15 protein-coding genes are annotated in these 12,735 nt (G+C 49.5%); 11 read left to right on the top strand and 4 right to left on the bottom strand.

Annotation, left to right across the window (positions count from 1 at the left end; translation table 11 throughout):
* Positions 1-2: 2 nt before the first annotated feature.
* The 6 genes from G465_RS16435 (at position 3) to G465_RS0101550 (ending at position 5,080) form a co-directional block, all read left to right on the top strand.
* Positions 3-287 (top strand): Hpt domain-containing protein, encoded by a 285-nt coding sequence (locus tag G465_RS16435; protein ID WP_308417099.1) that lies wholly within the window; start codon positions 3-5, stop codon positions 285-287.
* 11 nt (positions 288-298) lie between these two features.
* Positions 299-1,915, top strand: coding sequence for a chemotaxis protein CheA (locus tag G465_RS13045; RefSeq protein ID WP_308417098.1), 1,617 nt, complete (start codon positions 299-301; stop codon positions 1,913-1,915).
* 20 nt (positions 1,916-1,935) lie between these two features.
* Positions 1,936-3,153 carry an EAL and HDOD domain-containing protein gene (locus G465_RS0101565; RefSeq protein WP_022652725.1) on the top strand — a complete coding sequence of 406 codons (1,218 nt, stop codon included), beginning with the start codon at positions 1,936-1,938 and terminating at the stop codon, positions 3,151-3,153.
* A gap of 76 nt (positions 3,154-3,229) precedes the next feature.
* On the top strand, positions 3,230-3,895 hold the full coding sequence (gene tsaB, locus G465_RS0101560) for a tRNA (adenosine(37)-N6)-threonylcarbamoyltransferase complex dimerization subunit type 1 TsaB (protein ID WP_022652724.1): 666 nt from the start codon (positions 3,230-3,232) through the stop codon (positions 3,893-3,895).
* Positions 3,882-4,364: a GNAT family N-acetyltransferase gene (locus tag G465_RS13040; RefSeq protein ID WP_022652723.1), complete on the top strand. Its 483-nt coding sequence runs from the start codon at positions 3,882-3,884 to the stop codon at positions 4,362-4,364. Before tsaB ends, G465_RS13040 begins: the two co-directional genes overlap by 14 nt.
* Complete coding sequence (locus tag G465_RS0101550; RefSeq protein WP_022652722.1) at positions 4,361-5,080, top strand: uracil-DNA glycosylase; 720 nt, start codon at positions 4,361-4,363, stop codon at positions 5,078-5,080. Before G465_RS13040 ends, G465_RS0101550 begins: the two co-directional genes overlap by 4 nt.
* Before the next feature lie 83 nt (positions 5,081-5,163).
* On the opposite strand, the gene rpmG is transcribed toward G465_RS0101550, so the two are convergent.
* Both rpmG and rpmB read right to left on the bottom strand, forming a co-directional pair.
* Positions 5,164-5,319, bottom strand: a complete 156-nt coding sequence (gene rpmG / locus G465_RS0101545; RefSeq protein ID WP_022652721.1) for a 50S ribosomal protein L33 — start codon at positions 5,317-5,319, stop codon at positions 5,164-5,166.
* A 21-nt stretch (positions 5,320-5,340) separates the two neighbouring features.
* A complete protein-coding gene (rpmB, locus tag G465_RS0101540; RefSeq protein WP_022652720.1) occupies positions 5,341-5,574 on the bottom strand; it encodes a 50S ribosomal protein L28 in 234 nt (77 codons plus the stop codon).
* A gap of 247 nt (positions 5,575-5,821) precedes the next feature.
* Here rpmB and pyrG point away from each other — a divergent pair, with 247 nt between their 5' ends.
* From pyrG to G465_RS13035, 5 genes are all read left to right on the top strand, one after another.
* On the top strand, positions 5,822-7,468 hold the full coding sequence (gene pyrG, locus G465_RS0101535) for a CTP synthase (RefSeq protein WP_022652719.1): 1,647 nt from the start codon (positions 5,822-5,824) through the stop codon (positions 7,466-7,468).
* Between the two features lie 16 nt (positions 7,469-7,484).
* Entirely contained in the window at positions 7,485-8,339 is an 855-nt protein-coding gene (kdsA, locus tag G465_RS0101530) for a 3-deoxy-8-phosphooctulonate synthase (RefSeq protein ID WP_022652718.1), read from the top strand.
* A gap of 45 nt (positions 8,340-8,384) precedes the next feature.
* Entirely contained in the window at positions 8,385-9,668 is a 1,284-nt protein-coding gene (eno, locus tag G465_RS0101525) for a phosphopyruvate hydratase (RefSeq protein ID WP_022652717.1), read from the top strand.
* Positions 9,669-9,677: 9 nt separating this feature from the next.
* Positions 9,678-9,956 (top strand): cell division protein FtsB, encoded by a 279-nt coding sequence (ftsB, locus tag G465_RS0101520; protein WP_022652716.1) that lies wholly within the window; start codon positions 9,678-9,680, stop codon positions 9,954-9,956.
* 62 nt (positions 9,957-10,018) lie between these two features.
* Positions 10,019-11,881 (top strand): GGDEF domain-containing protein, encoded by a 1,863-nt coding sequence (locus G465_RS13035; protein WP_052165353.1) that lies wholly within the window; start codon positions 10,019-10,021, stop codon positions 11,879-11,881.
* Between the two features lie 76 nt (positions 11,882-11,957).
* On the opposite strand, the gene G465_RS0101510 is transcribed toward G465_RS13035, so the two are convergent.
* On the bottom strand, positions 11,958-12,266 hold the full coding sequence (locus G465_RS0101510; protein ID WP_022652714.1) for an RnfH family protein: 309 nt from the start codon (positions 12,264-12,266) through the stop codon (positions 11,958-11,960).
* Between the two features lie 11 nt (positions 12,267-12,277).
* A complete protein-coding gene (locus G465_RS0101505) occupies positions 12,278-12,715 on the bottom strand; it encodes a type II toxin-antitoxin system RatA family toxin (RefSeq protein ID WP_027405064.1) in 438 nt (145 codons plus the stop codon).
* Positions 12,716-12,735: the final 20 nt, after the last annotated feature.

The following is a 12,735-nucleotide window of genomic DNA, read 5'->3' as shown; positions in this document are numbered from 1 at the left end:
TCATGAGCGACTTCGCCGGAATGGAAGAACTATTGCAAGACTTTCTGACCGAGTCGTCCGAATTGCTGGCCGATGTCGATAACAAACTTGTCGAGCTAGAGAAACGACCTGGCGATACGAATTTGTTAAATGACATTTTCCGTGGGTTCCACACCATCAAAGGCGGAGCGGGCTTTTTAAATGTCGCCTCTCTGGTGTCGTTGTGCCACCGTACGGAAAACTTGTTCGACAAACTCCGTAATAACGAATTGCAACTCTCGGTACAGTTGATGGACGTCATCAGTTGATGGACGTCATCATGGATGCCACAGGCACAGTCCGTGATATGTTCGATTATCTGGCACAACGCCGGATGCCACCGAGCGCCGACTCTAATTTATTAGATCGCTTAGAAGGCGCCTTGCGTGGTGAAGCAGCAGCACCGTCCCCAGTTGCCGCCCCCCCTGCACCAGCACCGGTTGCGCCCGCACCAAGTAGCGGCCCAGACTGGCAACAGTTATATCAAGCTGTGGTTGTCCCTGCAGCGGCAGTACCAGCGGTCACCAGTCAGGCAGTCGTTGCCACACCGGCTCCAACACCTGCACCCGTTGCCACGCCAGCAACCGAAGGTGAATTGATTCCTGCCGCTGCCCCGCCTGCTCCACCGCCTCCGCCACGGACACAAAATAAACCAAGCGGGATGGTGACTGCAGCACCACAAGAAAACACCATTCGGATTGATACCCAGCGTCTCGACCAAGTGTTGAACTTGTCTGGTGAGATTGGGTTAACCAAAAACCGCCTTACCACCCTACGTACTGAAATTCTGCAAGGCAATAACTCGCAAAATACTTTACGTGCGTTAGACGAGGCAGTCAGCCAGCTCGATTTATTAGTCGGTGACTTGCAAAATGCGGTGATGAAAACCCGCATGCAGCCAATTGGCCGCTTGTTCCAAAAATATCCTCGTTTGGCTCGTGATCTAGCACGACAGTTAGGCAAAGAAGTTGAGTTAGTCATTTCGGGTGAAGAGACCGAACTCGACAAAACCATGATTGAGGATCTTAACGATCCGCTGGTGCACTTGGTGCGTAATGCGGTCGATCATGGTGTTGAAACGGCAGAAGAACGTATTTCGGTGGGCAAACCTGCCAAGAGCGTGGTTGAACTGTCTGCCACTCAGGTAGGCGACCATATCGTTATTGAGATCAATGATGATGGTCGTGGGATGAATCCTGAGGTATTGCGTAAAAAAGCAGTCGAAAAAGGACTGATCGACGCAGAAACCGCTAACAGCATTGACGACAAACAAGCTTTGCATCTTATTTTCTTGCCCGGCTTTTCAACTAAAGATCAAATCTCAAATGTGTCTGGCCGTGGGGTTGGGATGGATGTGGTACGTACCAACATCCAAAAATTAAACGGTCGCATCGACATCAGCTCAGTGATGGGTGAAGGCACACGTTTGAGCATTTCCTTGCCATTGACCCTCGCTATTTTGCCGGTGTTGGTGGTGAAAGTGTGTGGACAACCCTTTGCCGTGCCGTTGGCAATGGTGCGTGAAATTATCCCTATCCAGAAAAATTCGATTCAAGAAGTCTCTGGCCGCCCAACCATTGTGGTGCGTGATGAAATCCTCCCTGTACGACCTTTGGCCGACTTATTGAATTGGCCGCCAACACAAGATCCTGCTTTTGGCGTATTGATGCAATCGGCAGAAAAAGCCTTTATTTTGGCAATCGATGCCTTTGTTGGCCGCGATGATGTGGTGATTAAACCATTGCAAAATATTCGGCCTAAAGGTGTCGCAGGTGCGACGTTGTCGGGTGATGGTTCGGTAGTCTTGGTATTGGATATGGAAGATTTATTGTCTGGAAAAAGCAGTGAGTCGAGTTCTCGCGTCAGCAATAACTTAGCCTTATTTGATGCTTCATAAGTCTTTTTTGAAGGACGGTCATGCCTAGTGCTGCATTTATCGGTAGACAACCGGTATTAAATCGTAACCAGCAAATTATTGGTTACGAGCTTCTATTTCGTCTCGATGGTCAGGCGGTTACTGCCGACTTTGACAGTGATTTGCAAGCAGGAATCAGTGTATTGGCTAACACACTGGCCAATATGAGCGCAGGTTGGTTGATTGGTAATAAACTGGCTTTTATCAACGTCGGTGAACGGATGTTGATGAGCGAGTTTTTAGAATTGTTGCATCCACAACGAGTGGTGCTGGAAATCAACCCTTCCATCACATGCAACGAAGAAGTGATTCAGCGGGCAAAGCGTTTACGGGCACAAGGCTTTGGTATTGCACTCGATGATTTTGCCTTGGGTACTACGCAAGCACAGCTGTTGGGTATTGCCAACTATGTCAAAGTGGATATTTTGCATGCTGATGTGAACCGTTTGCCGCAAATTAGCCAAGATTTACGCAAACACGCGGTCATTCAACTGGCAGAAAAAGTTGAAACCCGCGAACATTTCCGCTTAGCACGTGATGCAGGGTTTGATGGTTTCCAAGGACATTACTTTGCACGTCCAGAAACCTTATCTGCCAAAACCATTCACCCTAATCTATCGAATATCATCGTCATCTTGAATCTGCTGCGTAAAAATGCGGAGATTCCTGAGATTGAACGGGCGATGAAGGCTGATGTAGCGATGTCGTATAAGTTGTTCCGCTATATCAACTCGGTCGGTTTTGCCCTGTGCAGTGAAATTACCTCGATTCGGCAAGCATTGACTTTGCTTGGTTATCAAAAGCTTTACCGGTGGCTGACCTTGTTATTGGTCTCTGCTGGCGAAGAAGCTGGCTTACCGCCGGCGTTATTAAAAACCACGGTAACACGCGGTCGTTTTGCTGAGTTGGTCGGGCAGTCCATCCGCCATCGCTCGAACAATGATGATTTATTTATCACTGGCATGTTCTCTTTGCTGGATGTGATTTTAGATATGCCGATGTCGGAAGTCTTAGACAATATGTTGTTACCAGAAGAAGTCCGCGAAGCGTTATTAGAACGCCGTGGCTTGTTCGGTACAGTGTTACAACTGATTGAGGCATGTGAAGATCCACAGATGACACAGGTGCAGGCGCTGAGCGAGCAACTGGGTTTATCTGCCAACGAAATCAACCAAGCGCATGTTAATGCCTTGGCATGGGTGGAAGAACTCGGTATCTAAATCTCGTTAGAGTGTGATTTTTGACAGCGGCACCGTATCCCACGGCTGCCGCTTCTTTATTTGTGATACAGAAAACATGAATTGTATTGTTCTTGATACCGCAACCGAGTGGGTTGCATTAGGGGTCTACGCGCATGGTAAGCTATGGCAGGCTGATGCTCATATCAAGCAAGGTCATGCCGAGTATACCTTGCCACAACTACGGCAATTACTCGAACAGGCGAAGCTGTCGTTGGCGGAGATTGAGGTGATTGTGGTGGGTAATGGGCCAGGGGCGTTTACTGGTTTACGTATTGGTTGTGGTTTGGCGCAAGGACTGGCTTTTGCTCATGACCTACCATTGATGCCGGTTTCGACTTTGGCGGCGGTGGCTGCCAGCACCGATGCCGACTATCCGCTGGTGGCAATGGATGCGCGGATGGGAGAAGTCTATTTTGCTGCTTATCAAGCCGACGCATGGCAACAGCCGATTGTTTCCCCGCAACTCATCACACCAGCACAGCTTCCCGCTTTACCTGCTCAGGCGTGGACGGGTTGTGGTACGGCGTGGTCGGCCTACCCAGAACCCTTGCAACACGCGCTGCAGGACCATCAACTGACCATCAGTCCCGTTGCCGTTCCGACTTCTGCTGGCTTACTACGATTGGCGTTGTCAGGGCAATTCTCGACTGTATCTGCCGAACAACTGTCGTTGTTGTACCTGCGCGATAAAGTGGCATTGAAAACCCATGAACGACGTTAAGGCTTGGCCTCAGGTCATCTTTCCACTGGCTGAAGCCGATTTACCCGCGTTGGCTGTCATGGCTGCCGAGGCACAAATCGGGGCATGGACATTGTCCCAGTTAGTGAGCTCTTGGCAAGCGGGGCATTTGATTGTGGGATTGCAGTGGCAACAACAGTGGGCAGGATTCGCCGTGTTATTGCCCTTGCCTGATGAAGTGGAATTATTAGAAATCGTGATTGCTCAGTCACAACAACGGCAAGGGTGGGGGCGATATTTATTAACGCAGTGTGAAACATGGGCAATACAACAGGGCAAGGGGCGGATGCTATTGGAGGTGCGGGTCGGTAATATGCCTGCCCGTGGTTTGTATCAAAGTCTGGGGTATCGGGAAATTGGGCGACGTCGTGGGTATTATCCTGTGCCTGAAGGTGGGCGCGAAGACGGGCTAGTTTTAGAAAAACGCTTGCTACCAGAGGAGGCACCATGACCCCAGAACAACAGTTTGTGTTAGAAGCAATGGGCATTACACCGAGGTGGCAATCTCGTTTTGCTCCTGCAACCACCACTGAGACGGTCGTCATGTCAGCTATAACAACAGAAGCAATCGAATCGGCGGAACACCATGCGGCACCGGTCGTAGTACCTGTTACACCGGTGGTGGCATGGGACACTTTGCAGCAACAGGTTCAACAATGCCAAAACTGTGGTCTGGCGCAAACCAGAACCCAAACCGTTTTTAGCCGAGGGTCAATGCAAGCGAAGTGGATGATTATTGGTGAGGCCCCCGGTGAACAGGAAGATAAACAAGGTTTACCATTCGTTGGGCCTGCCGGTAAGTTACTCGATGCGATGTTGCATGCGGTCGGATTAGATAGGGAGCAGGATGTGTTGATTGCGAACATCTTGAAATGTCGCCCACCAGGTAACCGCAACCCACAACCGGCTGAAATTGCCGCCTGCTTTTCATATTTGGAAGCACAAATTGATTGTGTGAAACCGGCGATCATTATCGCGCTGGGACGTTTTGCTGCACAAACTTTGTTAGATACTGATTCAGCTATCAGCCGTCTGCGTGGGCGGGTACATCGTTGGCGTGATATTCCTTTGGTTGTGAGTTATCACCCTGCTTATTTATTGCGTAATTTGCCCGACAAAGCGCGGGCGTGGGAGGATTGGTGTTTGGCGCGCCAAACTATGTCTTAACTGTAATTGGTTAAACTGTCCCTTGATACGAAAAAAGCCTCCAAATGGAGGCTTTTTTCGGTATCTGTCGAGAAACAATCGGCTTATTTGAGCTTAGTTTCTTTATAGATGACGTGCTTGCGTAAAACCGGATCGTACTTCTTGATCTCGATTTTTTCAGGCTTGGTACGTTTGTTTTTGGTTGTGGTGTAGAAGTGACCAGTACCACCGGTCGATTCCAGTTTAATTTTTTCACGCATGGTGATGAAACCTTCCTACTGTCAGATTTCGCCGCGTGCACGCAGATCTGCGAGCACAACGTCGATACCGTTCTTGTCGATGGTACGCAGGGCCGCGTTGGACACACGTAAGCGTACCCAGCGGTTTTCGCTCTCAACCCAGAAACGACGATACTGCAGGTTGGGCAGGAACCGGCGCTTGGTCTTATTATTGGCATGGGACACATTATTCCCAACCATCGGACGCTTGCCGGTGACTTTGCAAACTCGCGCCATGAGAGTTATCTCCAGAAACCGATAAAAACCGTCTTTATATCATGAACTAGCGCATTCACTCAAGCCAAACATGACGGCGCAAACCACACTAGGATAAAAATATCGCTGATTTGTGGGGCTTGAGATGCGATTGGTGGGGGGATAGGTTTTATCTTGTTGTGTCAATAGTTTGGTAGGCTCGAGGTGCATTGAGAGTGCGCCGCTTTCGGGTTACAATTACCAATTCCATTAGCCCCCGTACTCTCTAATGACCAAGTTTATTTTTGTGACCGGCGGCGTTGTCTCCTCTTTGGGTAAAGGCATCGCCGCCGCGTCTATTGCGGCGATTCTCGAATCTCGTGGCCTCAAGGTCACCATGTTAAAACTCGACCCGTACATCAACGTCGATCCGGGTACGATGAGTCCATTTCAACATGGCGAGGTTTTTGTCACCGAAGATGGTGCAGAAACCGACCTTGACCTCGGCCACTATGAGCGTTTCATCAAAGCCCGCATGAAGCGCAGCAATAATTTCACCACCGGCCAAGTGTATGAATCAGTGATCACCAAAGAACGTCGTGGTGACTACCTTGGCGGTACGGTGCAAGTGATTCCGCACATCACCGATGAAATCAAGTCCAAAGTGCACGAAGGCGCCGGTGATGTCGATGTGGCGATTGTTGAAATTGGCGGCACAGTGGGTGATATCGAGTCGTTGCCTTTCCTAGAGGCCATTCGTCAAATGCGCTCGCATTTGGGTCGTAAGAACACCTTGTTTGTGCATCTGTCTTATGTGCCATTTATCGGTGCGGCTGGCGAAATTAAAACCAAACCAACACAGCATTCGGTACGTGAGTTGCGTGAAATTGGTATTCAGCCCGACATTTTGCTGTGCCGCATGGATCGCCCATTACCAGATGAAGAACGCCGTAAAATCGCTTTGTTCTGTAATGTCGAAGAATCGGCGGTGATTGGTTGTTACGATGCCACCTCGATTTACAAAATCCCTGGCATGTTACATACCCAAGGGATTGACGACATTATCAGCGAACAATTCCAACTCGACTTGCCGGCGGCTGATCTGTCGGCTTGGGATCGAATTGTCCACGCTTTAGAATTCCCGAAAGACGAAGTCAATATTGCGATGGTCGGCAAGTATGTCGATCTGACTGAATCGTATAAATCGCTGTCTGAAGCCTTAATTCACGCCGGCATTCATACCAAGTCACGCGTCAATATTCACTACATTGACTCAGAAGAAATCGAACGCAATGGTGCCCAAAGCCTGAAAGACATGGATGCCATTTTGGTGCCCGGCGGCTTTGGTAAGCGTGGCGTTGAAGGCAAAATTTGTGCAGTGAAATTTGCTCGTGAACATAAAATCCCTTACTTGGGGATTTGTTTGGGGATGCAAATTGCGCTGATTGAATATGCTCGTGATGTCGCAGGCATGCAAGGGGCCAATTCCACCGAATTCGATCTTGAAACCGACTACCCTGTGGTGGCGCTGATTGATGAGTGGGTTAATCACGACGGCAAAGTCGAAAAACGGGACGAAAACTCCAACCTCGGCGGCACCATGCGCTTAGGTGGTCAAGAGTGTGATTTAGTCAGCGATAGCCTCGCCGCCAAAATTTATGGCGCCGAACGGATTGTCGAACGTCACCGCCATCGTTACGAAGTCAACAATTACTATGTTGAACGTCTGCAAAGTGCCGGCTTAGTCATCAGTGGTCGTTCGGTGGGGGCAGAAAAACTGGTTGAAACCATCGAATTGCCGGCAGCAAACCATCCGTGGTTCTTTGCGTGTCAGTTCCACCCTGAATTCACCTCGACACCACGCAATGGCCATCCTTTGTTCATTGCATATATCAAAGCCGCTTTAGCTCATAAAACAGCTAAAAAAGTGAAATAAGTCAAAGGGCTGAGCGATGCAATTATGCGGATTTGAAATCGGTTTGAACCAGCCATTGTTTCTGATGGCCGGCCCCTGTGTTATCGAAGGTGAACAATTTGCTTTGGATACCGCAGGTCGCTTGAAAGAAATCACCACCGAGTTGGGGATTCCTTTCATTTACAAATCCAGTTACGACAAAGCGAACCGCAGTTCTGGACAGTCGTTTCGTGGTTTAGGCATGGAACAGGGCTTGCAGATTCTCGCCAAGGTGAAACAGCAAATCGGTGTGCCGGTGGTGACTGATGTGCATACTGAAGCCGAAGTGCCTGAAGTTGCTAGCGTGGTGGATGTTTTACAGACCCCAGCGTTTTTGTGTCGGCAAACCGATTTTATCCGCGCCGTTGCCCAATCTGGCAAACCAGTAAATATCAAAAAAGGCCAGTTTCTTGCCCCAGAAGATATGACACAGGTGGTGGCAAAGGCTCGTGCAGCCGCCCAAGAAGTGGGCTTAGATGACGATCGCTTTATGGTGTGTGAACGAGGCGTGTCCTTCGGTTACCACACTTTAGTATCAGATATGCGCAGTTTAGCCATCATGCGGCAAACCGCCTGCCCAGTGGTGTTTGATGCGACACACTCGGTACAACAACCGGGTGGGCTAGGTCATGCGTCAGGTGGCCGCAGTGAATTTGTGCCGGTGTTGGCGCGTGCAGCAGTGGCGGCGGGGGTAGCGGGGCTGTTTATGGAAACTCACCCCGACCCAGCTAAAGCATTATCCGATGGCCCTAATGCTTGGCCGTTGTCGCGAGTGGCCGAACTGCTGTATACCCTGCGTGAAATTGATGCTTTGGTCAAACAGCGTGGGTCGTGGCCAGAAGACATGGCCTAATCTGTATCTAATTTTTTCTTCCTACATGTAAATAGGGATTTTTGAATGAGCTCGATTATTGATGTGATCGCCCGCGAAGTGTTGGATTCGCGTGGTAACCCAACCGTAGAAGCTGATGTGTTATTAGAATCGGGTGTGATGGGGCGTGCTGCGGTGCCTTCTGGTGCCTCCACCGGTGAAAAAGAAGCATTAGAACTGCGCGATGGCGACAAGGGCCGCTATTTAGGTAAAGGCGTGCTCAAGGCGGTAGAACATATCAATACCGAAATTTGCGAAGCCTTAGTAGGTTTGGATGCCGCCGATCAAAGCTATATCGACAAAGTGTTGATCGAGTTAGACGGTACCGATAACAAAGGCCGCTTGGGTGCCAATGCGATCTTAGCGGTGTCGATGGCGGTAGCACGGGCGGCAGCAGAAGATGCTGGCTTGCCACTGTATCGCTATTTGGGCGGTGCAGGTCCAATGAGCCTGCCAGTGCCGATGATGAACGTGATCAACGGTGGTGCACATGCTAACAATAGCTTGGACATCCAAGAGTTCATGATTATGCCAGTCGGCGCAGGTTCGTTCCGCGATGCCTTGCGTTGTGGCGCCGAAATTTTCCATACCCTGAAAAAAATCTGTGCCGACAAAGGGCACTCAACAGCGGTGGGTGATGAAGGTGGTTTTGCCCCTAATTTGGAAAAGAACGAAGACGCGCTGAAACTGATTTTGGAAGCGATTGAGCAAGCAGGCTATGTCGCTGGCCAAGATGTGTTGTTGGCTTTGGATTGTGCCAGTTCTGAATTTTACAAAGATGGTAAATACCATCTGGCCGGTGAAGGCTTGTCGCTGACCTCGGAAGAGTTTGCCAATTACTTGGCAACCTTGGCCAGCAACTACCCGATTATCTCGATCGAAGATGGCATGAGCGAGCACGATTGGGCTGGTTGGAAAATCTTGACCGACAAACTCGGCAAAACCGTACAGTTGGTTGGCGATGATGTATTTGTGACCAATCCAAAAATCTTGGCCGAAGGTATCAAAGCCGGTATTTGTAACAGCCTCTTGGTGAAAATCAACCAGATTGGTACCCTGTCCGAAACCCTACAAGCAGTGGATTTGGCAAAACGCTCCGCCTACACCAGTGTGATGAGCCACCGTTCTGGTGAAACCGAAGACAGCACCATCGCCGATTTAGCAGTGGCAACCAACTGTATGCAGATCAAGACTGGTTCGTTGTCTCGTTCTGACCGGATGGCGAAATACAACCAGTTATTGCGTATTGAAGAAGAACTGGGTGATGCCGCAACTTATCCCGGTCGTGCCGCTTTTTATCATTTAAAGTAAGCTGCCACGATGCGTAGTGTTACCCTGATCCTGATTGCCCTAATTGTTTCCTTACAATGGCCCATGTGGTTTGGTAAGGGTAGTTGGGTCAGGGTAATGCAAATTGATAGCCAACTGGCTGAACAGCGGCAAGAAAATGAACGCTTGTTGGCGCGCAATCAAGCGCTTACCGCCGAGGTGGTGGACCTTAAACAAGGGACCGAAGCCATTGAAGAACGTGCTCGCAGTGAGCTTGGCATGATTAAATCAGGCGAAGTGTTTTTTCAGTTGCTGAATAAAGAACCTTAATTCCCTAACCCTCTGTGTCGTGCGTTGTTGTCCCCGACTCCATGCCTGATAAATGCTCCACCATGACACCTACTGAAATTGCCAGAGAAACTCTCCTCCGCCTTGCCACTGAAAAACTGGCACCGACCCCTGAAAACTACACCCGCCTCTACCAAGAAATTGCAGGGTTACAAACCGAGCTAATCACGGATTCCACCCAACCTGATTGGGGACATCTATTACAACAGTCGCTTCCTAAAGATCATCCGCATGCCGAGGTTGAACGCGACCGGATTCAACAAGCGCTGAATGAACGTGATTGGTTAAAAGCAGTACGCTATGCCTGTGAGTATGGGCAGGAACTGGTGTTAGCAAACAGTATCGGACAAGAGTGGGGCACCCTGTTTGAACGCTTCGTTCAGGAATGGGAGGCGCATCAACCTGGGCTCACTCAATCTAAAAAACGCCAAGCCTTGCAACGAGTGTTAGCCATGCAAGCGGGGGCAAGTCCAATTCAGCTGTATCAGAAACTCAATAATCTGGTACAAGGCTGGGCCAAGCCGATGGATAAAGCGCCAGCACTCCCCCCAGTGGCAGCGGATTTATTGTCATTGGGGATGGAAGATTTAGAGGCAGAGGCTGAACGGGCTGCTGCCGGTGGGCTGACGCTATTGCCCCCAGAATTACCAGCAGGTTGGGAGCGGTGGCGGGTCATGTTGGCTGAAACCTTATATCAAGGCGTCACACCGCGTTTTCATGGTTTCCCCGAATTACAGCATGAACTCGAACATGTCTCGCGGACTTTGGACGGGGTATCAAATTTAGATGAGCAAGAGTTGCTTGCCCGTAATTTGAAAAAACTGTGGATTAAAACGGCGATTCATCAGCAACATGAAGAAAGAATCGTCAACGGTTTGGTTAATCTGCTCGATTTGCTGTTAGAGAATTTGGACGAGCTAGCTGGCTCCGACCGCCATCTAGGCGGGCAAATTGAGGCGGTGCGCACGCTCCTCGCAAGCGAAGTGATGACCATGCGAGCGATTTATCAGCTCGAAGCCTCGCTGAAAGAAGTGATCTATAAACAAGGTCTGTTAAAACACAGCCTCGATCAGGCCACCGATTCGCTGCGTGACATGCTCAATACTTTTACCCAGCGCTTATCGATGATGGTTGATCATACCGATCAATATCAAAATCGGATTCAGGGTTACACCGAACAATTACAAACGGCACAAGACCCCATCGCTTTGGGTCAGATTGTCGATTATTTAATGAGCGATACTCGTTCGATCCAAGTGGATTTGGTCAGTGCCCGCGATGAGTTGTTGGCAACGCGGCAACGGGTGGAAAGCGCAGAATATCGGATTCAAGAGCTAGAACAGGCCTTAGATGCCGCGAGTGCAAAGATTAAAGAAGATCAACTGACCGGCGCCTACAACCGGCGGGGATTGGAAGAAATTTTTGCTCGTGAGCGCGCCCGACAAATCAGCACTGGCCGTCCTTTGTCATTGGCATTGATTGATATAGATAACTTCAAACAACTCAATGATCGTTATGGGCATTTGGCGGGGGATGATGCACTGAAACATTTGGTGGCAATTGCACAAGAGAAATTGCGCCCAACGGATGTTGTCGCTCGTTTTGGTGGTGAAGAATTTGTGGTCTTAATGCCGGAAACATCGATTGTGCAGGCACTCGATATTATTCGACGCTTACAACGCGAATTGACCAAAGCCTTTTTTATGGCAAATAACGATCGCTTGGTGCTGACATTTAGCGCCGGAGTGGCGGCATGTGGGACGGAAGAAACCGAGATCGAGATTATCGACCGTGCCGACCGCGCCATGTATGCCGCTAAAATGGCTGGAAAAAATCGGGTTTTTGCAGCTACAGAGAACGGTGTCGATGAAGAGGGTGCGTTTTCGGCCGAGCCGCCTTTACTCTAGTGGTTTGAGCCGCTGCCCGTGGATCATCAACGGGCAGGCTTAACTCATCAAACAGTTGTGTCTTTGCACGGTGCTCTTAAGCGTCTCCCCCGCCTTTTTTCATCACCTTACCTGCCTCGGCGCGGCTACGCCGCACCGCTTTCGGATCAGCAATCAATGGGCGGTAGATTTCAACCCGATCACGTTCCCGCAACACCGTATCGCTTTTAATTGCTTTAGAAAAAATCCCCAACTTTAATTGTGTCGGATCAATTTCTGGAAATTGCTGCAAGATGCCGGATTGTTCCACCGCTTGTTGTGCCGTTATTCCTTCGTCAACCATCAGTTTCAACAAGGCTTGCTGTTCTTGTTTCGCATAAACCACTTCGATTTGAATTTTTGCCACAACAGTTTTCCTCAATCATCACCATATAAACGGTCGGCTTCTTGAATAAAAGCATCGACTAAGGTACCCATGATGCGGCTAAACACTGGCCCAATCACCTTTTCTAATAATTTGCTAGAAAAGGTGTATTCCAGTCGAAATTCAATTTTGCATCCTTCGCTGCCCAAGGGGTGAAAACGCCAGCCGCCACCAAAATTTTCAAATGGGCCATCGACCAACACCATATCAATCGTGTTCGGGGGCGTGTTGTGGTTGCGGGTGGTGAAATGCTGGCGGATTTTCAAATAGTCGATATACAGGCTGGCAACCAACTCATTGCCTTGGCGCGAAATCACCTCACCTTTGGCACACCACGGTAAAAATTCAGGGTAGCGCTGCACCTCATCTACCAATTGAAACATCTGCGCTGGGGTGTGCATGACAAGAACGGTTTTTTCTATCGTTGGCATAACTTTGGCAAAACTCATAA

Source organism: Aquaspirillum serpens DSM 68, from assembly GCF_000420525.1.
Classification (GTDB): domain Bacteria; phylum Pseudomonadota; class Gammaproteobacteria; order Burkholderiales; family Aquaspirillaceae; genus Aquaspirillum; species Aquaspirillum serpens.
This window is presented reverse-complemented; position numbering and strand designations above follow the sequence as displayed.

Coding starts and splice junctions, on each gene's coding strand:
- tsaB (WP_022652724.1), top strand. CDS start 3,230: ATGAATTGTATTGTTCTTGATACCGCAACCGAGTGGGTTGCATTAGGG.
- G465_RS13035 (WP_052165353.1), top strand. CDS start 10,019: ATGACACCTACTGAAATTGCCAGAGAAACTCTCCTCCGCCTTGCCACT.
- G465_RS0101505 (WP_027405064.1), bottom strand. CDS start 12,715: ATGCCAACGATAGAAAAAACCGTTCTTGTCATGCACACCCCAGCGCAG.
- G465_RS0101550 (WP_022652722.1), top strand. CDS start 4,361: ATGACCCCAGAACAACAGTTTGTGTTAGAAGCAATGGGCATTACACCG.
- G465_RS13045 (WP_308417098.1), top strand. CDS start 299: ATGGATGCCACAGGCACAGTCCGTGATATGTTCGATTATCTGGCACAA.
- pyrG (WP_022652719.1), top strand. CDS start 5,822: ATGACCAAGTTTATTTTTGTGACCGGCGGCGTTGTCTCCTCTTTGGGT.
- eno (WP_022652717.1), top strand. CDS start 8,385: ATGAGCTCGATTATTGATGTGATCGCCCGCGAAGTGTTGGATTCGCGT.
- G465_RS16435 (WP_308417099.1), top strand. CDS start 3: ATGAGCGACTTCGCCGGAATGGAAGAACTATTGCAAGACTTTCTGACC.
- G465_RS0101565 (WP_022652725.1), top strand. CDS start 1,936: ATGCCTAGTGCTGCATTTATCGGTAGACAACCGGTATTAAATCGTAAC.
- rpmB (WP_022652720.1), bottom strand. CDS start 5,574: ATGGCGCGAGTTTGCAAAGTCACCGGCAAGCGTCCGATGGTTGGGAAT.
- G465_RS13040 (WP_022652723.1), top strand. CDS start 3,882: ATGAACGACGTTAAGGCTTGGCCTCAGGTCATCTTTCCACTGGCTGAA.
- kdsA (WP_022652718.1), top strand. CDS start 7,485: ATGCAATTATGCGGATTTGAAATCGGTTTGAACCAGCCATTGTTTCTG.
- rpmG (WP_022652721.1), bottom strand. CDS start 5,319: ATGCGTGAAAAAATTAAACTGGAATCGACCGGTGGTACTGGTCACTTC.
- ftsB (WP_022652716.1), top strand. CDS start 9,678: ATGCGTAGTGTTACCCTGATCCTGATTGCCCTAATTGTTTCCTTACAA.